The sequence below is a fragment of the Actinosynnema sp. CS-041913 genome (assembly GCF_050942485.1).
Lineage (GTDB): Bacteria > Actinomycetota > Actinomycetes > Mycobacteriales > Pseudonocardiaceae > Actinosynnema.
Genome location: NZ_CP192037.1, coordinates 1372635 through 1398114 on the forward strand (window position 1 = coordinate 1372635; position 25480 = coordinate 1398114).

The 25480-nt window shown below is 70.2% G+C and carries 20 protein-coding genes, 1 tRNA gene and 2 pseudogenes; 10 read left to right on the forward strand and 13 right to left on the reverse strand.

What is annotated here, in order from left to right:
* Positions 1-34: 34 nt before the first annotated feature.
* Positions 35-110: transfer RNA gene (locus ACQPZF_RS06780), tRNA-His, on the reverse strand.
* A gap of 63 nt (positions 111-173) precedes the next feature.
* Positions 174-785: an oligoribonuclease gene (gene orn, locus ACQPZF_RS06785; protein WP_433269372.1), complete on the reverse strand. Its 612-nt coding sequence runs from the start codon at positions 783-785 to the stop codon at positions 174-176.
* 83 nt (positions 786-868) lie between these two features.
* Here orn and ACQPZF_RS06790 point away from each other — a divergent pair, with 83 nt between their 5' ends.
* Entirely contained in the window at positions 869-2386 is a 1518-nt protein-coding gene (locus tag ACQPZF_RS06790; protein ID WP_433269374.1) for a helicase HerA-like domain-containing protein, read from the forward strand.
* 35 nt (positions 2387-2421) lie between these two features.
* Positions 2422-2664: a hypothetical protein gene (locus ACQPZF_RS06795; protein WP_433269375.1), complete on the forward strand. Its 243-nt coding sequence runs from the start codon at positions 2422-2424 to the stop codon at positions 2662-2664.
* A gap of 39 nt (positions 2665-2703) precedes the next feature.
* On the opposite strand, the gene ACQPZF_RS06800 is transcribed toward ACQPZF_RS06795, so the two are convergent.
* Positions 2704-3993 (reverse strand): MFS transporter, encoded by a 1290-nt coding sequence (locus ACQPZF_RS06800; RefSeq protein ID WP_433269377.1) that lies wholly within the window; start codon positions 3991-3993, stop codon positions 2704-2706.
* Between the two features lie 71 nt (positions 3994-4064).
* Between ACQPZF_RS06800 and ACQPZF_RS06805 the strand changes: the two genes are divergently transcribed.
* A complete protein-coding gene (locus tag ACQPZF_RS06805) occupies positions 4065-5033 on the forward strand; it encodes a GlxA family transcriptional regulator (protein WP_433269379.1) in 969 nt (322 codons plus the stop codon).
* Positions 5034-5104: 71 nt separating this feature from the next.
* Here the strand turns inward: ACQPZF_RS06805 and ACQPZF_RS06810 are convergent, their stop codons facing one another.
* From ACQPZF_RS06810 to ACQPZF_RS06850, 9 genes and pseudogenes are all read right to left on the reverse strand, one after another.
* Positions 5105-8245, reverse strand: a complete 3141-nt coding sequence (locus tag ACQPZF_RS06810; RefSeq protein WP_433269381.1) for a BTAD domain-containing putative transcriptional regulator — start codon at positions 8243-8245, stop codon at positions 5105-5107.
* A 221-nt stretch (positions 8246-8466) separates the two neighbouring features.
* Complete coding sequence (locus ACQPZF_RS06815; protein ID WP_433274458.1) at positions 8467-9891, reverse strand: PH domain-containing protein; 1425 nt, start codon at positions 9889-9891, stop codon at positions 8467-8469.
* A gap of 68 nt (positions 9892-9959) precedes the next feature.
* A complete protein-coding gene (locus ACQPZF_RS06820; protein WP_433269383.1) occupies positions 9960-10451 on the reverse strand; it encodes a PH domain-containing protein in 492 nt (163 codons plus the stop codon).
* 62 nt (positions 10452-10513) lie between these two features.
* Positions 10514-10651: a hypothetical protein gene (locus ACQPZF_RS06825; protein ID WP_433269385.1), complete on the reverse strand. Its 138-nt coding sequence runs from the start codon at positions 10649-10651 to the stop codon at positions 10514-10516.
* Positions 10652-11179: 528 nt separating this feature from the next.
* Positions 11180-12502 (reverse strand): response regulator transcription factor, encoded by a 1323-nt coding sequence (locus tag ACQPZF_RS06830; protein ID WP_433269387.1) that lies wholly within the window; start codon positions 12500-12502, stop codon positions 11180-11182.
* 22 nt (positions 12503-12524) lie between these two features.
* On the reverse strand, positions 12525-14105 hold the full coding sequence (locus ACQPZF_RS06835; protein ID WP_433269389.1) for an AMP-binding protein: 1581 nt from the start codon (positions 14103-14105) through the stop codon (positions 12525-12527).
* Positions 14102-14779: pseudogene (locus tag ACQPZF_RS06840) on the reverse strand (SDR family NAD(P)-dependent oxidoreductase); the annotation flags it as partial. The pseudogene ACQPZF_RS06840 and the gene ACQPZF_RS06835, both read right to left, overlap by 4 nt.
* A gap of 51 nt (positions 14780-14830) precedes the next feature.
* A pseudogene (locus tag ACQPZF_RS06845) lies at positions 14831-15055 on the reverse strand (SDR family oxidoreductase); the annotation flags it as partial.
* 630 nt (positions 15056-15685) lie between these two features.
* Positions 15686-15889 (reverse strand): hypothetical protein, encoded by a 204-nt coding sequence (locus ACQPZF_RS06850; protein WP_433269390.1) that lies wholly within the window; start codon positions 15887-15889, stop codon positions 15686-15688.
* Between the two features lie 172 nt (positions 15890-16061).
* Between ACQPZF_RS06850 and ACQPZF_RS06855 the strand changes: the two genes are divergently transcribed.
* The gene (locus ACQPZF_RS06855; protein WP_433269392.1) at positions 16062-17267 is read left to right on the forward strand and encodes an NAD(P)/FAD-dependent oxidoreductase; all 1206 of its coding nucleotides are present in this window, start codon (positions 16062-16064) and stop codon (positions 17265-17267) included.
* An 18-nt stretch (positions 17268-17285) separates the two neighbouring features.
* Here the strand turns inward: ACQPZF_RS06855 and ACQPZF_RS06860 are convergent, their stop codons facing one another.
* Positions 17286-17756 (reverse strand): MarR family winged helix-turn-helix transcriptional regulator, encoded by a 471-nt coding sequence (locus ACQPZF_RS06860; RefSeq protein WP_433269394.1) that lies wholly within the window; start codon positions 17754-17756, stop codon positions 17286-17288.
* Between the two features lie 104 nt (positions 17757-17860).
* Here ACQPZF_RS06860 and ACQPZF_RS06865 point away from each other — a divergent pair, with 104 nt between their 5' ends.
* From ACQPZF_RS06865 to ACQPZF_RS06890, 6 genes are all read left to right on the forward strand, one after another.
* The gene (locus ACQPZF_RS06865; protein ID WP_433269396.1) at positions 17861-18466 is read left to right on the forward strand and encodes an FMN-dependent NADH-azoreductase; all 606 of its coding nucleotides are present in this window, start codon (positions 17861-17863) and stop codon (positions 18464-18466) included.
* A 97-nt stretch (positions 18467-18563) separates the two neighbouring features.
* Positions 18564-19556 carry a tetratricopeptide repeat protein gene (locus tag ACQPZF_RS06870; protein ID WP_433269398.1) on the forward strand — a complete coding sequence of 331 codons (993 nt, stop codon included), beginning with the start codon at positions 18564-18566 and terminating at the stop codon, positions 19554-19556.
* 41 nt (positions 19557-19597) lie between these two features.
* Entirely contained in the window at positions 19598-19933 is a 336-nt protein-coding gene (locus tag ACQPZF_RS06875; protein WP_433269400.1) for a hypothetical protein, read from the forward strand.
* 29 nt (positions 19934-19962) lie between these two features.
* Positions 19963-22125 (forward strand): protein translocase subunit SecD, encoded by a 2163-nt coding sequence (gene secD / locus ACQPZF_RS06880; RefSeq protein WP_433269402.1) that lies wholly within the window; start codon positions 19963-19965, stop codon positions 22123-22125.
* Positions 22122-23291 (forward strand): cation:proton antiporter, encoded by a 1170-nt coding sequence (locus tag ACQPZF_RS06885; RefSeq protein WP_433269404.1) that lies wholly within the window; start codon positions 22122-22124, stop codon positions 23289-23291. Before secD ends, ACQPZF_RS06885 begins: the two co-directional genes overlap by 4 nt.
* Before the next feature lie 744 nt (positions 23292-24035).
* Entirely contained in the window at positions 24036-25451 is a 1416-nt protein-coding gene (locus ACQPZF_RS06890) for a PIN domain-containing protein (RefSeq protein ID WP_433269406.1), read from the forward strand.
* The last annotated feature ends 29 nt before the right edge of the window (positions 25452-25480 follow it).

Genomic DNA, 25480 nt, shown 5'->3' on the forward strand with positions numbered 1-25480 from the left:
GCCCCTTGACCGGGTGGCCAAGGGGCGTTTCGCTTGGGGTGAGTGACGGGACTTGAACCCGCGACACCTGGGATCACAACCCAGTGCTCTGCCAGCTGAGCTACACCCACCAAGACCGGTCGACCCGGCGGCACGAAGCATAGCGTGCCCTACCGCCGGGTCTGAAATCGACCCTATTTCTCCCGGTCAGCGGCCAGCAGCTCGCTCGCCACCGCCTGGGCCTGCTCCGAGGTGGGTCCGGGCTGCGGCACGAACGCCGTGCGCCGGTAGTACGCCAGCTCCCGGATGGACTCCCGGATGTCGGCCAGCGCCCGGTGCGCGAGGCCCTTCTCCGGCTGCGCGTAGTAGATCCGCGGGTACCAGCGCCGGCACAGTTCCTTGATCGACGACACGTCCACCATCCGGTAGTGCAGGTGGCCGTCGAGTTCGGGCATGTCGCGCGCGATGAAGCCCCGGTCGGTGGCGATCGAGTTGCCCGCCAGCGGCGCGGTGCGCGGGTCCGGCACCCATTCCCTGAGGTAGGCGAGCACCTGGGCCTCGGCGTCGGCCAGCGTCACGGTGGACCGGCGGACCTCTTCGGTCAAGCCGGACTTCGCGTGCATCGCCATCACGACTTCCGGCATCGAGTCGAGCGCGGTGTCGTCGGCGTGGATCACCACGTCGACCCCCTCGCCGAGCACGTTCAGCTCCGCGTCGGTCACCAGCGCCGCGATCTCGATCAGGGCGTCCTTGCCCAGGTCGAGCCCGGTCATCTCGCAGTCGATCCACACCAAGCGATCCATCACCCGAGCGAGCCTAGTCGTCGGATGGTCGGACTCCGCGGGCGCTTCGAGTGGCGGGTCCTTCCAATCTCATTACGCTCGGCGCAATGACGGCTCAGACCGATATCGCGGCCGGTTACGCCACCGAGGGCGCGGCCGTCGAACTCGGCGCCGTGCTGGTCGACGGCACGGTCGAACCCGCCGCGCGGGTGCGGCTCCCGTTGGCCACGCTGAACCGGCACGGCCTGGTCGCGGGCGCGACGGGCACCGGCAAGACCAAGACGCTCCAGGTGATCGCGGAGCAGCTCTCGGCGGCGGGCGTGCCGGTCGTCATGGCGGACGTGAAGGGCGACCTGTCCGGTCTGTCGCAACAGGGTTCGGCGAACGACCGGATCACCGCGCGGGCCGCCGACACCGGTGACGACTGGCAGCCGCAGGCTTGTCCGGTGCGGTTCCTGTCGTTGGGCACGGGCGGCGCGGGTGTGCCGGTGCGGGCGACGATCACCGGCTTCGGGCCGATCCTGCTGTCGAAAGTGCTGGGGCTCAACGAGACCCAGGAGTCGACGCTCGGTCTGATCTTCCATTGGGCGGACACGCGCGGCCTGCCGTTGTTGGACACCAAGGACCTGCGTTCGGTGATCGCGCACCTGACCGGCGACGAGGGCAAGGCGGACCTGAAAGGTCTGGGCGGGGTGTCGTCGGCGACGGCGGGCGTGATCCTGCGGTCGCTGGTGAACCTGGAGGCGCAGGGCGGCGACACGTTCTTCGGCGAGCCCGAACTCGACCCGCGCGACCTGATGCGCTCGGTGGACGGTCGTGGCGTGGTGTCGTTGCTGGAACTCGCCGAGTTGCAGTCCCGGCCGGCGTTGTTCTCGACGTTCCTGATGTGGCTGTTGGCGGAGTTGTTCCAGGAGCTGCCCGAGGAGGGCGATCTCGATCAGCCGAAGCTGGTGTTCTTCTTCGACGAGGCGCACCTGTTGTTCGCGGACGCGTCGAAGGCGTTCAAGGAGCAGATCACGCAGACCGTGAAGCTGATCCGGTCCAAGGGTGTCGGGGTGTTCTTCTGCACGCAGTTGCCTACCGATGTGCCTAACGAGGTGCTGTCGCAGCTCGGTGCACGGATACAGCACGCGTTGCGCGCGTTCACGCCGGAGGACCAGGCGGCGTTGGCGAAGACCGTGAAGACGTATCCGACTACGCCGCACTACTCGCTGGACAAGGCGTTGACGTCGTTGGGGACCGGGGAGGCGATCGTGACCGTGCTGAGCGAGACGGGCGCGCCTACTCCGGTGGCCTGGACACGGTTGCGCGCGCCTCGGTCGCTTATGGACACGATCGGCGTGGAGGCGATCAGGCAGGCAGCGGGGTCGTCGGAGCTGCACGGGAAGTACGCGGCGACCATCGACCGTGAGTCGGCGTACGAGAAGTTGAGCGCGAAGGTGACGCCTCCTGCTTCGGAAGGGGAGCGGGAGGCGCCGTCGTCGGAACCTCGGCGCGATGATCCCGGCTTGGTGGAGAAGGTGTTGGGGAACTCGGCGGTGAAGTCGTTCCTGCGGTCAGCGGCGGGTGCTCTGGGGCGTGAGATCACCCGTGGGGTTTTCGGGACTGCCCGCAAGCGTCGGTAGCTGCTTCCACGTGTACCGGGTATAGGCGGTGGACGATGTCCAAGCAAGACATCACGATTCAGTTGGACGAAGAGATCATCCAGCGGGCGCAGGCGCTCGTTGCACGTAGGGGGATGTCGCTCAGCACCCTGCTCTCGCATCAGATCGCCGCGCTCGCAGCGGTTGACGAGCGGTACGAGGAGGCCCGACGCAGGGCGCTGGATGCGCTGGACCGAGCGAGCGATCGCGCCGCGACATCGGTGCCGGAGGGTCTCCAGGACGGTGGTCCGCGAACCTGACGATTCGCAACCCCTTCCGCCCTGGAGCCTGACCCCCGGTCAGCGGCGGGTGCTCTGGGGCGTGAGATCACCCGTGGGATTTTCGGGACTGCCCGCAAGCGCCGTTGACCTGCGCACGCGCATCGACAGGAAGGCCGCGCCGATGCTGAGCACCCCGGCCACGTACCAGGCCGGCGCGTAGTTGCCGAAGCTGTCGCGGGTGATGCCGGCCGCGGTCGCCGCGAAGGCCGCACCGAGTTGGTGCGAGGCGAAGACCCAGCCGAACACGACCGGCGCGGACATGCCGAAGACCTCGCGGCACAGGGCGACCGTCGGTGGCACGGTGGCGACCCAGTCCAGGCCGTAGAAGATGATGAACACCAGCATGCTCGGGTGCACCGAGTCCTGGAACAGTTGCGGCAGGACCAGCAGGGACGCGCCGCGCAGGGTGTAGTACGCGGCGAGCAGGATGCGTGAGTCGACGCGGTCGGTGAGCCAGCCGGACAGGACCGTGCCGACGATGTCGAACACGCCGACCAGGGCCAGCAGGCCGGCCGCCGTGGTGGTGGGCATGCCGTGGTCGTGCGCGGCGGGGATGAAGTGGGTGCCCACCAGGCCGTTCGTGGTGGCCCCGCAGATCGCGAAACCGCCCGCCAGGTACCAGAACGGGCCGGTGCGGGCCGCCGACGCCAGTGCCGTGACGGCACGTTTCGCCGCGCCGGGCCCGGGGGTCGGCCGGGGCACGATCTCGTCGCCGCCGTAGGGCGGGATGCCCAGGTCGGCCGGGTACTCGCGGAGGAACAGCAGCACCAGCGGCACGACCGCCAGCGCCGCCACGGACACCAGGATCGACGCCGAGCGCCACCCCGACGACTCGGCCAGCGACGCCACCACCGGCAGGAACACGAGCTGGCCGGTCGCGCCGCCCGCCGTCAGCACGCCCGTGACCAGGCCCCGCTGCTTGACGAACCACCGGCCGGTGATGGTGGCGACGAACGCCAGCGCCATCGAGCCCGTGCCCAGGCCGACCAGCACGCCCCAGAACAGCACGAGCTGCCAGCTCGTGGTCATGAACACGGTCAGGCCGCTGCCGACCGCGACCAGCGTCAGCGCGAACGACACGACCTTCCGCACGCCGAACCGCTCCATCAGCGCGGCGGCGAACGGCGCGGTGAGGCCGAACAGCATCAGGTTCACCGACACCGCGAGCCCGATGGTGGCGGTGGACCAGCCGAACTCCTCCTGGAGCGGTTCGATCAGCGCCCCCGGCGTCGCCCGGAACGCCGCCGCCCCGATGAGCGCGACGAAGCTCACGCCCGCGACCGCCCATGCCCAGTTGCTTCGAGTCACGTCAGGAGCGTCCTGGATCGGACCGTTCGGCGAAAAGTGGCCGGTCGGCCATCATGTGCAAGAATCCGGCCATGACCCACCTGGTTGCCGTGCTGGCCCTGGACGAGGTGGTCGGCTTCGACCTCGGCACCCCGCCGCAGATCTTCCACGCCGCCCGCGACGACGACGGCGTGCGCTACTACCGGGTGCGTATCTGCACGCCCGGCGGCCGGCCGGTGCGCAGCGCCGCGGAGTTCACCGTCACGCCCGATCACGGCCTGGAGCTGCTGGCCGACGCGGACACCGTGATCGTGGCCGGGGTGCACTACGGCGCGCAGGTGCTGGAGGACGGCACCATCGGCGACGACGTGCGGGACGCGCTGCGTGCCGCCGCTGCCAGGGGCGCGCGGATCATGTCCATCTGCACGGGGGCGTTCGTCCTGGCCGCTGCGGGCTTGCTGGACGGCCGTAAGGCCACCACGCACTGGCTGCACGCGGATAACTTCCGGCGGCTGTTCCCGCACGTCCCGCTCGACCCCGACGTGCTGTTCGTGGACGACGGTGACGTGCTGACCTCGGCGGGCGTGGGCGCCGGCATCGACCTGTGCCTGCACCTGGTGCGCAACGACCACGGCTCGGAGGTCGCCAACGGCGCCGCACGGCGGTGCGTGGTCCCGCCTTGGCGTCCGGGCGGGCAGTCGCAGTTCATCGTGCGCCCGGTGCCCGACGTCGCCGACGCGTCCACCGCGCCCGCCCGCGCGTACGCGGTGGAGCACCTGCACGAGCCGCTGGAGCTGCGGGCGCTGGCCGAGCACGTGCGGATGAGCGTCCGGACGTTCACCCGGCGGTTCCGCGAGGAGACCGGGGTGAGTCCGGGCAAGTGGATCACGCAGCAACGCGTCGAACGGGCCCGGCACCTGCTGGAGACCACCGACCTGGCGATCGACCAGGTCGCCCGGCACTCCGGCTTCGGCACGGGCGCGGCGTTGCGGCAGCAGATGAGCGCGCTGCTCGGCGTCGCGCCGAGCGTGTACCGGACGACGTTCCGCTCGGCGGGCTAGCCATCCGAGCCCGCATCACCGGACCGCGGGCGTCCGCGGGACGAACCTTCGTCCCGCACCGCGAACCTCGTTCAGTCCGGAGCTGCCCGCGCCGCACGGGCGAGGGCCCGCTGTTCGAGCAGGCGATAGCCGCGGGTCCGCGCGGTGGCCAACGCTTCCCGCAACGACTCCGGGTCGCCGATCCCGATCAGTGCCCGCACCTCCCCGAACGTGGCCTTGACCCGCCTGGCCAGCGCGAGGGCTTCCCGGTAGAGATCGCGGGCGTGGGCGGGTTCGCCCAGCACCTCCCGGATCCTGCCCAGGCTGATCAGGGCGTCGACCTCACTGGCGCTCTCGCCGCTCTGGCGGCCCAGTTCCAGGCCGACTTCGGCGAGTGCGAGGGCGCTGTGCGCGTCGCCCGCCGTCCGTTCGATGTCGGCGAGCACCACCAAGGCACGGCCTTCCGACGCGCGATCGCCGACCTCCCGGAAGTAGGCCAGCGCACGGAGCAGGTGGTCGCGGGCTTCACCGGTCCGGCCGCGCCGCCGCAGCACGTCCGCCCTCGAGCCCATCGCCATCGCTTCGACGTAGGGCGATCCGATGGCGCGGCACAGGACCAACGCCTCGCGGTAACGACGCTCGGCCTCGTCGAGATCGCCACCGTACGCCGCCACGTTCCCCGACGTGATGAGGGTGCTGGCTCTCGCCTGGTCCAGGCCCAGGTCGGTGGCCAGCCGCATGGCGAGTTCGAGGTGCGTCGTGGCCTGCTCCAACTCGCCCAGGTGGTAGTGCACCGACCCCAACGTGCCGCTGGCGGCCACCTCGCCGACGACCCAGCCCGCCCGGCGGGCGAGGGTGAGTGTGATCGCGCACTGCTCGGCCGCCCGCACCAGGTCGCTCCGCCTCAGGTGGGCGCCGCTCAGGCTGAAGCTGCCGGCGGCGGCGGCCAGCGTGTCGCCTTCCTCCTGCGCGAGGGCGATCGCGGCCGTGGCGGTCGACTCCCACAGCGTGATTTTCATCGACAGCCAGAGGTAGCCGCGCAGCGCATCCGCCAGCAGCCACGCGGTCGGGCGCAGTTCCGGTAATCGGCAGTCGACCACCGCCGCGGCGAGGTTGGAGATCTCGTCGTTCAGCCAGGACAGGGCGGCCTCCGGAGCCGGGAACGACGCGGTCGCGGCGATCTCGACCGGCAGGCGCAGCATATGCGGGTAGGCCGCGCGCGCGGCGCCGTCCGCCTGTCCCAGGTACCAGCGGTACAGCCGTTGTGCCGCAGCGGTTTCCGGCTCGGCCAGCTCTTGGGCGTAGAGCCGGAGCAAATCGTGGAAGCCGTAGCGGCCGGGGGAGTGCTCCTGGACGAGGTGCGCGGACAGCAGCACGCGGAGGCCGCGTTCCGCGTCGCGCTGGTCCGCGTCGAGCAGCGCCGCGGCCACCTCCCCCGTGAAGTCGCGCCCCGGGACCGCGCCGAGCAGCCGGAACAGCCTGCGGTGGGGCGCGGCGAGCCGTTGGTAGGACAGGCCGAACGCGGTGCGGACCGCGGCCTCCTCGGTGCCGTCGATGCTCAGCTCCGCCAGCCGGTTCCCTTCCCGCAGCTCCACGACCTGGTCCGCGATGGACCGGTGCGGCTGGTCGGCCAGGTTGGCCGCGACCACCCGCAGCGCCAGCGGCAGGTACGCGCACAGTTCGGCCAACTCCCCCGCGGCCTGCGGCTCCGCGGCGGTGCGGTGTGCGCCGAGCGTCCGTTCCAGCAGTGCCCGCGCGTCGTCGGGGCTCAGCACGTCGAGCGCGAGCCGCTCCAGGCCTTCGTGCGCGGCCATGCCGCCCAACCGGTTCCGGCTGGTGATCAGCGCCATGCTGCCCGGCCCGCTCGGCAGCAGCGGACGGACCTGGTCCGCGCCGGCCGCGTTGTCCAGCACCACCAGCACCCGTCGGTCCGCGAGCAGCGTCCGGTACAGCGCGGCGGCCTCGTCCGCCTCCGCCGGCACGCGTTCGGGCGGCACGCCGAATGCCCGCAGGAAACGCCCGAGCGCCTCGGCAGGGCGCATCGGCACGTTCGCCGCGAACCCGCGCAGGTCGACGTAGAGCTGGCCGTCCGGGAACCGGTCCCGGACGTGGTTCGCCCACGCCGTCGCGAGCGCGGTCTTCCCGACCCCGGCGGTGCCGGCGATCGCCGTGATCAGCACCGCCCGGGTCTGCTCGGCGAGCATCCCGTCCAACCGGGCGAGCTGCGCCCGGCGGCCGGTGAAGTGGCTGATCGGGACCGGGAGCTGCGCGGGCACGTCGACCTGCGGGTCCGGCAGGTCTTGGCGGAGCACCCGGACGTGTGCCTCCCGCAGCTCCGCGCCCGGCTCGACACCGAGTTCGTCCACGAGGCGGTCGCGGATCCGGGCGAACTCCTCCAGCGCGGCGGCCTGCCTGCCGTCGGCGGCCAGCGCCAGCACCAGCCGGGCGTGCAACCCCTCGTGCAACGGCTCCTCGACCGCCACCCGCCACAGGCGCTCCACCGCCTCCCCGGCGACGCCGTGCGCCAACGCGAGGTCGGCCAGCATCCCGGCGGCGGCGGTGCGGCGGGCCGTGATCGCGTGGGCGGCGGGATGTCCGCGGACCGCGTCCGGCAGGTCCGCGAGCAGCGGCCCGCGCCACAGGTCCAGTGCCGCGCCGAGCAGCCCGACCGCCCGGGTGGGTTCGGCGTCCCGTGCGCGGGTGATCAGCGCGTCGAACCTCAGCAGGTCGAGTTCCCCGTCCCGCACCACGAGCCGGTACCCGCGGCGGGTGGCCTCCACCGTCGACGGGTCCTCCAGCGCGGCGCGAACCCGCGCGATGTAGCCGTGCACGAGGTTCTGGCAGGTGGGTGGCGGCTCCTCGCCCCACAGCGCGTCCACGATCTCGGGCCGCGACACCGGCTGTCCCGCGTGCATCGCGAGAACCGCGAGGAGCACCCGGGACTTCCGCGATCCCCAACGGATCTCGCCGTCCGCCGTCTCGACCGTCAGCGGACCCAGCACGGAGATCCGTGGACCGGTGGGCGGCCAGGCGAGGCCGACCGCGTCCGCCAGCCTGGCCAGCGACGTGGTGTGCGGCCGGGCCGCGCGCCCCTGCTCGACCGCCCTGATCGTGCGCACGCTCACGCCGGACCGCGCGGCCAGCTCGGATTGGGTCATCCCGGCGTCCAGACGGTGTTTCCGCACCGCTCGCGCGAAGCGCAAGAGCTGGTCGGCGTCCGGCATGGTCTCCATCGTGGCAGCGTTCGGGCGGCGTTGCCGCCGGTATTGCCGATTCCGCCGTGCGCAGGACGAGATGCCCAGGTCAGGACGGGTCGCTTCGCAGTACGGCCGATACAGCCGGACTTCCACCGGCTACCCCTAGCCTGGTGTTGCGCGCAGACGCCTTATCCGCCGGAAGGCGTGATGCGCGGGCGTGAGCGGGGCATCCCGGACGAGGGGCCGGGACGCCCCGCTCACCGTGCCAGGAACGGCCGCAACAGCTCCGGCACCGCCTCGTCGGCCAACGCCAGGCCGTCGGCCTCCGCGACGTCCACCACGTGGTAGGCCCCGTCACCCGCGGCCGTCGTGGCGGAGATCGTCACCAACCCAGACCGCCGCTGGAAGAACGACCGCGAGACCCGCCAGCCGATGATGCCGGTACGTTGCAGCGCAACCGTTTCCCGCACCGCCGACCCCTGCCGTGCGATCACGTACCGTTCGGTCAGCGCATGTCCCAGCGAGCGGTACCGGTCCCAGCCCAGCAACGCCGAGAACGGCACCAGGGCCAACGTCACCTGCCACGTCCACCCGGGCGCGAACCACGCCAGCACCCCGGCCAGGACCAGCAACGGCACGACCGCGCGCACCATCCGCCGCCGCAGGGCCGCGATCGGATGCCGGCGCAACGGCGTCAGCGTCGGCGACGCGTCCAGCCGCAGCACCTCGGCGGCCACCCGGTGCGCCTCGGCGACCGGCGCGGGCGGCAGCAGGAGGTTGCTCTCGCCCTTGCGCCCCAACCCGGTGGTCACCGACTTCGCGTGCGCGCCACGACCGGCCCGCAACAGCAGCGGCTCCTCCACCTCCACACCGCGAAGTCGTTGCTCGGCAACCGAAACCGACCGGGTGGTCAACAGCCCGCGGCGCACCCGCACCGTGTCGTCGGGCTCACGGGTCAGCCGGTAGCCCCAGAACTGCACGATGTACACCAGCACCGACCCGACTCCGGCGATCAGCAGCACGGCGACCGCGAACAGCGACACGGTCAGCAAAACCGGCTGCTGGACCACCCAGTGCGCGGCGTCCGTCAGCGGGTCGAGCACCTCGATGTCCAGCTCGCGCGCGTAGTTCGCCACCAGACCGGCCAACGCGCCGACCGCCACCAGACCGGACAGCGTCAGCGGCGCGTACCGCAACCACCTCGGGTCCAAAGTGGACAAAACCTCGCTCGGGCGTTCTTCCGCCGCCTCGCCGCTTTCCGCGGCGCCCTCCGGCACGGCCTGGGTGAGCAGCAGCACCCGCAGCCGCTCCGCCTCCACCGACGACACCGCGTCGAGCGTCAGCCCGTCCTCACCGGGCTGGTCGCGCTGCCCCGTCCCCACCCGGATCGCGGACAGGCGGAACAGCCGGTGCCCGAGCTTCGCGGTCAGGTCCACGGTCCGGATCCGCTCCCGCGGCACCGCCAGCCGCTTCCGCACGAACAGCCCGGTGTGCATCTCGACCTGCTCGGCGGTGATCCGGTACCGCGTGGTCACCCAGCGCAGTAAACCGAACAGCACGATGGCGCCGATCACACCCGCGCTGACCACGATCCGCCAGGTCTCGCCCTTGCCCAGCACCAGCAGGCCGATGAACACCGGGACCAGGCCCAGGATCTCGTTGAGCGGTCGCACGATCAGCATCCGCACGTCCAGCCGGTGCCAGTCCACGACCGGCTCGGCGTACTCGGGGGCGGCGGGCAGCTCCGTGGTCACGTGGCGTCACCCGGCGTGGCCTGGGTCGTGGTGGTCAGCTCGTCGGCCAGCCGCACCGCGTCGTCGTGGTCCAGGCCCTCGATGTGCACCGGGCCGGCCGCGGACGCCGTGGTCACCGTCACCGTCGACAAGCCCAGGAGCTGCTGCAACGGCCCGCGCTTGGTGTCCACCGTCTGGATCCGCGACACCGGGGCGATGCGCCACTCCTGGTTCAGCCAGCCCGCCAGCGTGTAGACCGCGTCCGGCGTCGCCTCCCAGCGGTGCACCCGGTACCGCCAGCGCGGCATGACCAGGGTGTGCGCGGTGCCGACGGCCAGCGTCGCCACCGCCAGCCCGAGCTGCCACGGCGTGCGGCTGAACACCAGGACGACAAGCTGGGGCACCAGCAGCACCGCCCAGCCGATCACGGCGTGCAACGTCCAGAGGGTGATCGACTTGCGGCTCACCCGGTGCCGCGGCGCACGGAGACTCAACTGATCGGTGCTCACGGCGTCCACAATGCCCCAAGGCCGGGCCCGCGGTGACGCGAACCCGGCCTTGGCGAGATGTCTTACGACGGCAGTGCGTACGGCGGCATGAAGATTTCCTTCTCGGCGCTCTCGGTCTGCACGTCCGCGCTCGCGGGCGCGGCCAGGATGGCGCCGAGACCGGCGCAGAGGGCCACCACGGCGAAGAATCTGCGGATCACGTTCACAACCATCGTCAAGCTCCGTTCGATTGGTAGCGGCCTGGGAGGAGTGCGATGACCACGGTCATCGGCGCCGGCCGGCAGGGCCCGCGCGCGGTTCGGCGCTCGGTTGGGCACGGCACGTCAGCGGCGCGGCGGAGCGCCGGCCGGTCCCGTCGTGTCGACAGGGCGAGTGTCGTGGCTGCGTGAACCTGGGGCGCTCCTGGCGGCGGGCGAGCCACGTGCGGGCCGGGCGCGGCGAATCGGGCACGCGGCGCCGCACGGGCGCGACGGTGCCAGGGCGTTGCACTGATCGCGGGCCGATCCGCCCACCGACCACCAGCATCGCACTACCGCCGCTTTCGCCAGGGGACGCAGGGACGAGCGTCCAAGCGGAGCATGGCACACAGGTTGCATCCGGCTCATCACCCACTTCTGCCACAGCGGAATAGGCAAAACCCCCAAGCGGGACGCTCCGGTTGTCGTGAACATCCCACCATTGGCGGCAACGAGCCGCCGGCGGTTCGGTTACCCCGTCGGGCCGTGGTCTCACCCAGTGGGCTCGTCGACCAGGTCCATCCACCAGACGGCGGCACCCGCCCGGTCCCGCACGCCCAACGTCCGATAGATCCGTTGGAGGTGGTTCTGCACCGTTTTGGGGGACAGCTCCAGCTCCTCGGCGATGGCGCTGGTGCTCGCACCGCCCGCCAGCCGCCGCAGCACCTCGATGCCGCGCTTGGTCAGGCCCGCGGCCAGCGCCCGCGCGATCCGCCGGTTGACCTGCTCGGCGGTCGACGTGGTGCGCAGCGGCTCGTGCCGGGGCGGCCGGACCACGGTGTTCTCCCGCCGGGGCTCGAACCGGTGGTGCGCCAACTGCTCCACGAGCCGCGCGGACAGGTCGTGCTCCCGCATCCGCAGCAGGTCACGGCCCTCCTGCAACTCCCACAGCCGGTACTGGTCGAGCTGCGACCGGGCGTGCCGCAGCGCCGCGTCCAGCTTCCCGGCCCGCTCGTGCGCGACGCTCAGCGCGCCGTGCGCCCGGACGGCCACCTCCCGCGCCAGGCACCCCATCGCCAGCTCGGCGGCCTGCGTGAGCTGTCTCACCTGGTCGTTGAACCGGCCGCGCGCCCCGTTGACGCGGGCCCGCGCCATCAGCAGCTCGGCCCGCAGCACCGGCCGTTCCTTCCCGGCCAGGAGCTGGTCGGCCCGCTGGCACGAGCGCACCGCGCGGTCCAGTTCGCCCAGGTCCAGCCGCACGTGGGCGAGCAGCAGGTTCACCCGCGCCATCCGCACCGGCTCGTCCAGGTTCTTCCACTTGTCCCGCACCTGCGCGCACAGCGCTTCGGCCCGCCGCAGCTTCCGCACGCACGGCTCGCCGTCCGGGCTGCACCGCGTCGCCTCCGAGCGGATCATGCAGTGCTCGTGGTACTGCGTGCACATCAGCTTGGCCTGCTCGAACAGGATCGAGCCGACCAGCTCGTGGTCACCGGTCAGCTCGGCCAGCCCCAGCGCGCGCGACAGCGAGTGCAGGGACCGCTCCCGCGAGTCGAGCCGCAGCTCCACCACGGCCTGCGAGAAGCTGCACCACGCCTGGAGCCGCACGTGCCGGTTCGCGGAGGCGATCTGCTGCACCCGGTCGATGGTGTCCAGCGCGCCGGGCAGCAGCCCACGCTTGCCCAGCGCGACCGACTGGGCCAGCACGCTCTGCGCCACGCCTTCCGCGTCGTCCAGCCAGGAGAACGCCGCGACGGCCTTCTCGGCGAACTCCAGCGCGTCACCGGGGCGCCCCTCGTCCAGCGCCATCCGCGCCTCACGCAGGTTCGTCACCGCGTTGGCGCGTGGATCGGCCGCTCGCTGAACGGGAATGGTCATCAGCCCCCCGCGCGCAGAATACTCACCGCAGCTCCTGTTTGAGCACCTTTCCCGTGGCGTTGCGCGGAAGCGCGTCGAGGAACACCACTTCACGCGGCACGGAGAACTTCGCCAGGTGGTCCCGGACGTGCTCCCGCACGGCGTCCTCGTCCAGCTTGCCAGGCTCCTCGGGCACCACGTAAGCCGCCAGTCGTTGGCCGAACCGGTCGTCCGGCACCCCGACCACGGCCACCTCCCGCACCCCGGCGAGCCCGGCCAGCAGGTCCTCCACCTCGCGCGGGTAGACGTTCTCACCGCCGGAGACGACCATCTCGTCGTCCCGCCCGGCGACGAACAGCAGACCGGAGCCGTTCCGGTACCCCACGTCACCGGTCGCCATGAGCCCGTCCCGGATCTCCTTGCCGCCGCCGTTGGTGTACCCGTCGAACAACATCTCGTTGGTGACGAAGATCCGCCCGGTCGCACCCGCCGGCACCGGCCGCCCGTGCTCGTCCAGGATCTCGACCCGCGTGCCCTGCGGCGGCATCCCGGCGGTGTCCGGGTACCGTGCCAACTCGTCCGGCCGCGCGATGGTGACCCACGAGACTTCCGTTGAGCCGTAAAGGTTGTAGAGCACCGGCCCGAAGTCGTCGAGACAACGCCGGGCCACCGGGGGCGGCAACGCCGAGCCGCTGGAGGCGATGACGCGGAGCCGGGGCAGGTGAGGACGCCCGGTCAGCTCCAGAATCCGTTGTAGCATCACGGGAACGACGAACAACGCCGCACTGCCGTGCCGCCCGGCGTCGGCCAGCGTCGAAGCCGGGTCGAACTTCCGCCGCAGCACGAACGTCGCACCCAGCACGAGTCCGATCTGGAACGCTGCCAGGCCCCAGGTGTGGAACAACGGCGCGGGCACGGAGAACTTGTCGCCCGCCTTCAGCGGAATCCGGGACAACAATGCCGCCGCCGGGCTCAAACTGGCCGGCTCAGGCCTCTTGGCGCCTTTGGGCGCACCGGTGGTGCCGGACGTCAGCACGATCATCCGCCCGCGAGGAGGGCGCTTCGGCAACGGCGTGGCGGGGGCCCCGGCGATCAAGCCCTCCAACGTCCTGCTCCTGGTGGTCCCGTCCACCCAAGCCATGACCCGCCGCACCTTGCGGGGCGCGTTGGTGAGCAACTGCCGGAACTCGGTGTCCGCGACAACCACCGAGACATCTTGCTCCCGCAGGACAATCGCGATCTGCCCGGCACTCAACCCGGTGTTGAGCAACACGGTGTGGGCGCCCAACTTCACACAGGCGGCGACCGTCTCCACGAACCCCCGGTGGTTGCGGCACAACACGGCGACCTTCCCGCCCGCGCCGACACCCAGGTCCCGCAACGCATGCGCGAGCCGCGTGGTCCGCTCGTCGACTTCCCGATAGGTCAACGTTCCCAGGTCGTCCACCACCGCGGCGCGGTCGGGATGCCGAGCGGCCCCGATCGCGAACCCGGACGCGATCGTGAGGTCCCACCGCAAATACGCGTCGAGCACACCCAACAGCCGGCCCGGCCCCATCGGCCGGACGACACCGGCCTTCACCAGTGCCACCACCGCGCGCAACGCACCTACCACCCGGTTCACCGGACGGCTCGCAGCGCCAGGCGCGTGACACCCGAGGCGACGGACGCCAGGGGAGACGTGCGAGGTCGACCTTTCTCGGGCATAGCGCGATATCCCAGGTGAACCAACGACCTCATCGTCTTGGGGGCGATCTTGCGGGCCAACTCGGCAAGGACGCCGAACGGCAGGTTCACTTCCTCGGGCCGGCGTTCCAACGCGCGCACCACCCACTGCGCGGCACGTTCGGGCGTGGCGGCGGGAAACGCGTCGTAGACCTTCGTGGGCCCGATCATCGGCGTGCGCACCAACGGCATCCGCACGGAGGTGAAGGTGACACCGTCGCCGACGCTCTCACCGGCCGCCACTCGCCATCCGTGAGGTCGCACGGGTAGGTGAAGGCGGTGCCACCGCCGGCCCGGATCTCGTCGGCGACCTCGTCCAAACTCATCCGCTCGCCGAGCCACCAACAACAAGGTCGCGCCTTTCCGCGCAACGGCCAACGCACTGGCCCGCCCGATCCCGGACGAGGCCCCGGTGATCAGGACCGTGCGCCCGGCCAACCCGTGCCGACGCGCGGGGCGCAGAGGATCGAGGTGCTCCGCCCAATACCGCCACAGGACGTGCGCGTAGGCCGGAAACTCCGGCGGCTCCAGCCCGGTCGCGGTCCGGGTGGCCGTCGAGTCGAACTCGGCCTCGTGGAACGTCCCGCGATAGTCCCCGGCCACCGCGACGGACGAAACGTGGTGCACGAGCCCACACCCAACCGGAGCGGCATGCTCGACCCGCGAGGCGTCGATCCGGGAGGTGAGGTCCCCCAGCACCAAGGTCGCCTTGCGATGCGCCGGGACCTTCCCCACAGACTGCGGCCTGACCAGCACAAAAACCCGCTCGCAGTCCGCCCGCAAGACCAGCCTCTCAACCAGCCGCCGCCCCATGAAGCCCGTCGCGCCAGTGACGAAGTAGGTGCCCACAGCCCGATACTGACACTACCTACCCGCGAGTAGGAAGGCTTGAGGCAGAATTCGGACCCCCGACCCTCCCACGACCGATCCACGACACCACGACACCACGCCACCGCCAGCACCGCCGCACCACCAGCACCACCAGCGCACCACCACCACCACCACGCCACGCGCCGCTCGAAGCCAAGGCGCGCGCAGCCGCGCACACCGGTCGGTGGGCTGCGTGTCATCCCCGTATGGCCTGCCCGCAGGGAACCGCATGTGTCAAGGGGAGGTCGGTCGCGCGGTCGAAGGACACCAAGACGATCTCCCCTTGACGCATGTGGTTGTCTTTGACCTGGCCATACGGGGATGGCACGACGCCCGGGTCCTGCTCTTGTGATCATCCTTGGCGGCCTGCCCAGCGGCGAGCGACGCTTGAAAGCAGTTCGACTCCGCGCAGCCGAGGCACGCCCCACCCAGACCCGACACTCCCCACCCAGACCCGACACGCCCCAATGACGTGGCTACGCAGGGATCCCCTCGAAGCGAGCACCCCCCGACGCACACCCCACCACGGGGGTACGACAAATCCCGCCGGAGAAGCTGAGAACGGCCAGGCCGGAAACCGACCGGCGTAAGAGCCACCACCAACCGGGATCAGTTCTCCGGCATCCCGGAAGCGTTCACCACCGCATCCCGCAGGGCAGCCCGCAGCCGCCCCACCTCCAACGGCGTCAACACGGCCGCCTCCCCGGGCGGCACAGTGACCACCACATGCCCCTGACTGACGAAAACGGTCATGTCTCGGCGACGGGATGCGATGTCGCGGCAGGAGATCTGCCACTCCTTGGCTGTACCCACGGCCCCGAACCTCCAGCTTGTCTCGACACGGGTGCTCGGACCAATCCGGGCGCTCGCGGGGATGAGACGCACGCGGGTTGGTGCCATGACGGGAAGTCCCGACGGGCGACCGTGCCGAGCTGCCGATAGCGTCGCATGTAGTCATCACTCCAGTCACCTGGGAGGGTGAAAAATGGCTGAACCGCAACGGATCGTGATAATCGGGTCGGGCCTCGCCGGGGCCTCCGCGGCGGGCGCGTTGCGGGAACGCGGCTACGACAAAAAGCTCATGCTCCTCGGCAGAGAGGCGCATCAGCCCTACGAACTACCCGCCCTGTCCAAGGATGTGTTGCTCGGGAACGCCGACGAGCCGCACCGCGTCCACGAGCCGGACTTCTACGAAACCCACGGCGTCGACCTCCGGCTCGGCGTCGAAGTCACCGAGATCCGACCAGGTGAGCGGGTGGTCGTCGACTCGGATGGAGCAACGCACTCGTACGATCGGCTGGTCCTCGCGACGGGCTCGACGCCGCGCACGCTGCCCGTCCCGAACGCAGACCTCCCAGGTCTGCGCACCCTCCGCACCGTCGAGGACTCGCTGAGCCTCCGCGGCACCCTCACCGCGACCGCCGAAGTCGTGATCGTGGGCGCGGGCTGGATCGGCTGCGAAGTCGCCGCCGCGGCCCGTTCCCACGGCGCGGACGTCACCGTGGTCGACCCGGTCGACCTTCCACTCAGGAGGGTTCTCGGCCCGAAGGTCGGCGAGGTGTTCCGCCGGCTCCACGCCGACCACGGCGTCCACTGGCGGCTGGGCGTCGGGGTGGAGGCTTTCACCCCCCACGGCGTGCGCCTGGCCGACGGGTCCGAGGTCGCCGGTGACGTGGTCGTCCTCGGCGTGGGCGCGAAACCCAACACCGACCTGGCCGAGAAAGCCGGCCTGACCCTCGCCGGAGGCGGAGTGGCCGTCGACGCCGCCCTGCGGACCTCGTCCCCCGACATCTGCGCGATCGGCGACATCGCGGCCCACGACCACCCCCGCTACGGACGTCGGGTGCGCGTCGAGCACTGGGCGAACGCCAAGGACCAGGGCGCGCACGTGGCCGGCACCATCCTCGGCCGCGACGAGCCCTACACCACCGTGCCGTACTTCTTCTCCGACCAGTACGACCTGGGCATGGAGTACCGGGGCCTGGCCGACGCCGAACACGACCAACTTGTCGTCCGGGGCTCCCTGGAAGCCCGCGACTTCACCGCGTTCTGGCTGCGCGAAGGACGCCTGCAAGCGGCGATGAACGTCAACCAGTGGGACGACGGCGTCGCACTCCAAGCCCTGGTGGACGCGCACGCGGCCGTCTCACCCGACCAGTTGCGCTCAGCGACCCTCTCCGACCTGGTCTGACGCGCCCCGACCACGCGGCTAGAGGCAGGAACCGCTGCCCGGCCGGTGGTCGGCCGTGATCAGCCGCCTCAACAACGCCCGGAGAACGTGTGCCTCCGCGGGCTCCAGGCCGGCGGTGAACTCGGTCTCCACCTCGACGTGGAGCTTCTCCACCTCGGCCTGGACCGTGCGCCCCTGCTCGGTGATCACCGGCACCCGCACCCGCCGATCGGTCGGGTCGGGCTTGCGCACGATCAGCCCGGCCTGCTCCAGCCGGTCCAGTTCGGCGGTCAGCGTCGTCTTGTCCAGCCCCAACGCCTGCCCCAGCGCGAGCTGGCTGCGCCGGAACTCCTCGCTGGTCAACGCGCTCAGCACGAGCTGCCCGCGAGTGGTGACACCGTGCCGTGCCGCCGCCTCCTGCGCCACCGAACCAAGCTGCTGAGCCGCGCGGTGCAGCAGCCAGTTCAGTCCGGACCGGCTCACGCAGCCGGCGTCGACAGGGGCGTTCATGGCACCGATCATACGCCCACGGCGCATTTTTCTCGGATCAGAACATCTTGACTCGGAACAACTCAGGTCATACGTTCTCAATCAAGAACTTCCGAGGAGGAACAGTGCTGCTCCACATCGACTCCAGCCTGCGCACCGAGGGCTCGGTCTCCCGCGAGGTGACGGCCGCTTTCGCCACGGCGTGGCGGGAGGCGCACCCGGACGCCGGCTACCGGTACCGCGACCTGTCCGCCGACCCGCTGCCCCACGTGGACGGCGAGGTCCTGGCCGCCCGGGAGGGCGCGGACCGGCACGAGCTGGAACAGCGGCTCAAGGCCGAGCTGGAAGAGGCGGACACGATTGTGATCGGCGCCCCCATGTACAACTTCTCCGTGCCGTCGAGCCTGAAGGCCTGGCTGGACTGGATCCTCGTGCCGGAGCTGTTCGTGGACCAGGAGACCGGCGTTGGTGCACTCACCGAGAAGCGTGTTGTCGTGGTGACGGCCAGGGGCGGCTCCTACGCGCCCGGCACCCCGCGCCACGGCTTCGACTTCCAGGAGCCCTACCTGCGCGCCGTCTTCGCCATGCTCGGCCTCGACCGCGATCTGGAGTTCGTGCACGCGGAACTGACCCACGCGCACGTGACCCCGCGGCTGGCGCAGTTCCGCGACCAGGCCGACGCGTCCCGCCAGGACGCCCACCGGGTGGTCCGGAAACTCGCCGCGGTGTGACCGAACAGGATCGATCACTCCCCGTAGACCCGCTGATCACCTGTTAGGGAAGCGGGTGAAGCGCTGTCACACTTGTCGGCGAAGTCCGGGAGGTGTGATGTCCGAGCCGATCACCGCCGCCGTGGTTCGTGCGGCGGAACTCACGGCTCGTGGGTTTCCCCGCCAGGCGATCGACCTGCTGCGGCCCGCGCTGGCGGCCAACCCCCTGAACGCGGAGGCCTGGTGCCGCTTGGCGGCGGCGCACCTCGACGTCGGCGAGCCCGATCCGGCGCTCGACGCCGCCAAGCGGGCGCTGGTGTTGGACGGGGACCACGCGTGGGCCCAGCGCTTGGCCGCGCTCGCGCTCAGCGAGCTGGGTCGGCACACCGAAGCGGTGGTCGCGGCACGGGAGTGCGTGCGGCGCAAGCCCGGCGACTGGCGGTGCCGGGTGGTGCTGGCCGAGGTGCTGGCCGCCACGCCCGAGACCCGGCGGGAGGCGGTCGACGCGGCGAAGGAGGCCGCCCGGCTGGCTCCCGCCGAGGCTCGGGCGTTCCAGGTGCTCGGGGACGCGGCGTTGCGCATCAGGGACTGGGGCACCGCCGAGTGGGCCTACCGGAGGGCGCTCCGGCTGGACCCGGCGGACGAGGACGTCCGCGCCAACCTGGCCACCGTCCAGCGGAAACGGGGCGGCGCGGCGCCCGCGCCGCCGTCGGCGGACGCGTTGACCGTCGCCCACGCCCTGGCCTGGGCGGCGCTGTCCCGGCTGGCCGCGCTGCTCGTCGGGGGCGGGCTGCTCCTGCTGCTCGCCGGGATGCCCACGCCGACCGCGCTGCTGGGCTGGTTCTCCGGGCTGCTGGTGGCGGCCGTCGCGGCCGTCCTGCTCCAACTGCTCGTGCGTGCCCGGCGCGGCGTGCGGAAAGCGCTGTTCGCGCTGCCCCGCCACCGGCCGAAAGTGGCCGCCGCCACCACGATGTTCGGGCTGTCCACGGTCGTCGTCGCAAGCTGGACGGTCGCGCTGTTCCTCGGCGCCACGACGATGCAGCCGCTGGTGATCGCCTGGCTGTGCGCGGTCCTCGGCGGAGCCGTCGTCGTGCTCGGCGGCGGACGCTGACCGGTCCGGCCGCTAACCTGGTCCGTGGAGAGGAGGGCCACGTGACGCGACTGCTGATGATCCTGGCGTTGATCGCCGGGTTCGTCGTCGCCGGCCCCGCCACCTCCGACCCGGTCGACCTCGCCGCCGTCTCGGCCGCCGTCGACGCGGCCCACCTGCCGCCCGGCGCGGCGAGCCGGGTCACCGGCCACCCCGTCCAGCACCAAGGGCACCTCGGGCAGCCGCTGGACGGCGTGCAACCGCCCGTCCACGTCCCGCCCGCGCCCGTGCCGCGCGCCGACGTGGTCGACCCGACCCACCGCACCCCCGAGCGGACCAGCCAGGCCCCGCTCGGCGAACGCGCCCCACCGCAGACCTCCGGCAGCCGAACCCGCTAGTCCACCCCGACCCCGGAGGTCACCCCGTCATGCCGCGCCCAGCCGCGCGGCGAGAACTCCTCGTCCGAGGGCTGCTGTCCCTCGGCGTGCTCGCCGCGTCCGCGTTCCTCCTGCTCACCAGCCAGCCGCGCCTCGGTCTCGACCTGCGCGGCGGCACCCAGATCGTGCTCGAAACCCCGTCCGAGGCCACCTCCGACAACACCGACCGCGCCATGGAGGTGCTGCGCCGCCGCGTGGACGAACTCGGCGTGGCCGAACCCGTCCTGGCGCGCTCCGGCGACCACCGCATCGTGGTGGAGCTGCCCGGCGTGCAGGACCCGGCCGAAGCCATCGACGTGCTCGGCCGCACCGCCCAGCTCGCCGTGCAACCGGTCACCGGACCGGGTGACATGCCGACCACCGAAGGGGACTCGGTGGCGTTGGGACCGGTCGCGCTGACCGGTGAGGGCATCAAGGGGGCGCAGGCCTCGCCCAACCAGACCGGCGCGGGCTGGCAGGTCACCGTCGACTTCCAGGGCGACGCGCCGGCCACCTGGCAGCGGGTGACCGGCCAGGCGGCGTGCTTCGCGCCGGGCGACCCGCAGCGGCGGGTGGCGTTCGTGCTGGACGGCAGGATCGTGTCCGCGCCGCAGGTCGACCCGTCCGTGCCGTGCCGGACCGGGATGATCGGCTCCAGCACGCAGATCACCGGCAAGTTCGCCAAGGCCGAAGCCGAGGAGCTGGCGCTGGTGATCCGGTCCGGCGCGCTGCCGGTGCCGGTCGAGGTCGTGGAGCAGCGGACGGTCGGGCCGACGCTCGGCGCGGAGGCCATCGAGGCGAGCAGCCGGGCCGCGATCATCGGCATCGCGCTGACCGGCCTGTTCCTGATCTTCGTCTACCGGCTCGCCGGGCTCGTCGCCGTGCTTGCGCTGGCCGGGTACGCGGCGCTGGCGTACGCGGCGCTGCTGGCGATCGGCGCGACGCTGACGCTGCCGGGACTCGCCGGGTTCGTGCTGGCCATCGGGATGGCGGTGGACGCCAACGTGCTGGTCTTCGAGCGGTCACGGGAGGAGTACGCGCGCCGCAAACGCTTGCCGCGAGCGGTGGACCAAGGGTTCAAGGGCGCGTTCAGCGCGGTCGCCGACTCGAACGTGACCACGCTGCTCGCCGCGGGCCTGCTGTTCTGGCTGGCCACGGGACCGGTGAAGGGGTTCGGCGTCACGCTGTCCATCGGCGTGCTGGCGTCGCTGTTCAGCGCGCTGGTGCTGAGCCGGGTGCTGTTGCAACTGGCCATGCCGCTGCTGGAACGCCGTCCGAAGTGGAGCGGCCTGCACGACCTGGGACGGGTGCGGACGTGGCTGACCAGCCGCGGCTTCCGGCTGTTCCGGCGGCCTCGGAGGTGGCTGCTCACCGCCGGGATCGTGCTGCTGGTGGCGTTGTCCGGGCTGTTCGTGCGCGGCCTGGAGCTGGGCGTCGAGTTCACCGGCGGCCGGATGATCGACTACACGGCGTCCACTGTGGACGCGGCACGCGTGCGCGCCGAGCTGGCCGCGGCGGGCTTCGGCGACGCCGTGGTGGCGACTTCGGGCGACAGCGGGATCTCCGTGCGCACCGGCCCGATCGACGAGGCGGCCTCGGCCCGCGTCGGCGCGGCGGTGGACCGGGCGACCGGCGGCGCGGAGCAGGTGAGCAACGAGCTGATCGGCCCCAGCCTCGGCTCCGAGTTGCGGCGCAACGCGCTGATCGCGCTGGCCGTCGCGGTGGCCGCGCAGTTGGCGTACCTGGCGGTGCGGTTCGACTGGCGGCTCGGCCTCGCGACGGTGACCGCGCTGGTCGCCGACGTCGTGGTGCTGGTCGGCGCGTTCGCGTGGCTGGGCAAGACCGCCGACGGGGTGTTCCTGGCGGCGCTGCTGACCGTCATCGGCTACTCGGTCAACGACTCGGTGGTGGTGTTCGACCGGGTGCGGGAACTGCGCCGGGCGCGGCGCGGGGAACCGTTCGCCGGGGTGGTCGGCTCGGCCGTGCTGCAAACCGTGCCACGAACGGTGAACACCGGTATCGGTGTGCTGTTCGTGCTGGCAGCCCTGCTGGTGCTGGGTGACGGGTCGCTCGCCGACTTCGCCACCGCGCTGCTGATCGGCGTCGTCGCCGGTACCGTTTCGACCGTCCTGACCGCGGCACCGGTGGCGATCGCGTTGGAGGGTCGACGATGAGCACGGGACACGCGCTGCTCGCGGTCGGAGGGGCGTTCCTGGCGGCCGGCATCATCGGCCGCGCGGGTGTCCGGATAGGACTGCCGACCATCCCGCTGTTCATGGTGGCGGGCATCCTGTTCGGACCGAACACGCCCGGTCTGTCGCTGGTGGACGACCCGGGCGAGATGGGCGTGCTGGCCGGGCTCGGCCTGGTGTTCCTGCTGTTCTACCTGGGCCTGGAGTTCTCGGTGGACGACCTGGTGGCGGGCGGGCGCAAACTCGCGCTGGCCGGCGCCGGGTACCTGCTGCTGAACATCGGCGGCGGGCTGGCGTTCGGGTTCCTCCTCGGCTGGGGCAGCCGCGAGGCGCTGGTGATCGCGGGCGCGATCGGCATCTCGTCGTCCGCGATCGTGACGAAACTGCTGGTCGAGGCGTCCCGGCTGCGCAATCCCGAGTCACGGCTGATCATGGGCATCATCGTGATCGAGGACGTGTTCCTCGCCCTGTACCTGGCCGTGTTGCAGCCCGTGCTGGGCGGCACGTCCGGGATGCGGGCGCTGCTCGACTTCGGGAAGGCGTTCCTGTTCCTGCTGGTCCTCGCGGCCGTCGCGCGCTGGGGCGGCCGGGTGGTCACCAGGCTGTTCGCGTCGGCCGACGACGAGCTGCTGGTGGTGTGCTTCGTCGGCGCCGCGGTGACCGGCGCGGCCATCGCCGAGGAGCTGGGCGTGTCCGACGCGATCGGCGCGTTCATGATCGGCGCGGTGATCGGCGGCTCCGAGGTGGCGCCTCGCGTGCACAAGCTGGTGCTGCCGCTGCGGGACGCGTTCGGGGCGTTGTTCTTCTTCATCTTCGGGCTGAGCATCGACCCCAATGCCGTCGGCGGGGTGGTGCTGCCCGTGCTGGCGGCGGTGGTGTTGACCATCGTGCTGAACCTGGGCGCGGGGCTGTTCGCGGCGAAGCTGCACTCGTTCGACCGGCAGCAGGCCGTGGACATCGGGCTGACGGTGCTGACGCGCGGTGAGTTCTCGCTGGTGTTGGCGGCGATGGCGGTGACGGCGGGGCTGGACTCGCGGGTCGCGCCGTTCGTCGCCGGGTACGTGCTGCTGCTGGCCGTGATCGGGCCGTTGGCGGTGCTGCGGTCGGCGAAGCTGACGTGGCTGCTGCCGAAGCGGCTGTTCGCCTGACGTCGGAGGGCGATCTTGCGGTCGGCGGCGGGCAGGTCGAGCATGATCGGCGGAGCTGACGGCCGCTGCGGACGGTAAGGACGACGGATGACGGGGTTCGCCGGGTACCAGAACGAGATCTTCTGAGTGCTGTTCTAGCTGACCAGTCCTCTTCGGACTCGGCAAGCTGCTGACCAGCGCAGACTCTCTCGTTACTTCTCGGTGGTTCTCGTGACCGCCCGACGTTGTACGGCCTGGTGACGGCCTGAAAATTGATCACCACTCGGGCGCTGCCCTTGATGCGAACGACGCGTCAGGGACAGCGCCCGCCGTGCATTCCTGGGCCTGGCGCTCATCGCCAGTGACCTTCTCGATGGCAAGACGGCGCAGCCGTCGCGGCAGCCGATCGCCGTGCCCAGCCCGACCAGGCCGCGTGACCACGCGATCGTCCCGACCGGTGTCGCTCCCGAGCTGCTTGTGGTTGCGGCCTCCGTGGTGGCGCGCCGCTCCCCGGCCACATGCACCGACTCCGCGCACGGCAGACGGGCGGAGCGGAGCGGGAGCCCGGCGTGCCGTGATGCGGGGAGTTGGTGCCAACGTGCGCCGGACCTGCCGCGCGCTGTCGCAGTCGGCGCGCCTTGATCCTATAGAGCCAAGTTCGGCAGCGATACACGAATACGTCTCGCTTCCGGGGATGCGGGTGTTTTGTAACGATGTCGACATACGCTGCTTACGCAGAGCGAGTAAATCGTATAGTATGGTCGAATGCGTGACGTGTTTCATGGTTACTTTCCGCCCACTGATGATGAGTATAAAGAACTCCTGAAATCGGCAATTATCGTGCTCGATACAAACGCTCTCCTTAATCTATATCGCTATACTCAGAAGTCGAGGGAGGAGTTGCTTTCTGCGCTGACCTCTTTGTCTGACAGAATGTGGATGCCTCACCATGTTGGGGTTGAGTTTCATCGACGAAGGATCGACCTAATTAGAGCGCAGTTGAGATTTGGCGAAGATATTTCAAGTGCGTTCAATGAGATCGCGAAGACGGTTGACAGTCAGCTCGGTAAGCATGCGAAGAACGCCTTCATCGACACTAAAAGTATGGTTTCTGAGGTTAAAGCAAGCATCGCTGCCGTGGCGGAGCGCGTTCAAAAGTTGGTCCAGTCCCGTATAGGCGAGTACGGAGTACAGGTAAACTCGGATCCGCTTCTAGATCGAATTGCATCGTTGTATGCGGGGAAAGTTGGAGTCGAACTCACTCCTGAGGAGTGGGCAGAAATTAGACTCGAAGGCGAAGATCGCTATAGTCGCGAAGTGCCTCCTGGGTATCTTGACAGGAATAAGAGTGGTGATCAGCGGTACGGGGACCTAGTGATATGGAGGCAGTTGCTCAAGGAGGCGAAGAATTCGGGTTCTAACGTGATTTTTGTGACTGATGACATTAAGGATGATTGGTGGTGGAAGGCTGATGGGAAAATCATAGGACCTCGGCCGGAGCTACGGTCAGAATTCAGACAGTATACCGATAGAAACTTCTATGCTTACCGTGCCGAGCATTTTGTGGAGATCTTGAAGGAAAATCAATCGCTGGGTGTTTCTGCAGAAGCGGTTCGTGAGGTGCGTGAGACGAGTCGCCGCATGGAAGACGCGGAGCGGATCCAAGTAGCGATTCAGGTTCTCGAAGAGGAGATATACGAGACTGAAGAGGAAATGATCAAAGCTCGAGCCAGTGAAGCCGCGGCAAGAGCGCGAATGACAGCGCTGAACGATGCTCTGGCAAATGGCCCGCAAGTCTCACTCGAAAATAACCTCCAAGAGCTTAGGGTAATTGAGCACGATATTGCAAGATTGACCAATCTGCTCGATGCGATTCTGAGGCAGAATAAAGGCGTGGAAGGCCCTCATCACGACACATTCGATCGTGTCAAAACTGGGCAAAAGGTGATCGAGACCCGTGGTGCTCTCGAACAGCTCATCATGCGTAGGGATGAACTGATGCAGGGTATTGGTCGTCTACGTACGGATGAACAGAGTGACGTGCGGCAACGTGCACTGGTTGAGAAACAGGCGGTAACTGCTTCTGCTGCGGCAGAGCGGGCAGTTGAGCGGTACCTCAGACTCAAGCATAAGTTGGATGACCTGAGGGGTCGAGATGTTACAGATCATGTCGATGGGTGACCGCTTACTGGCCGGTCATGGTCACATAT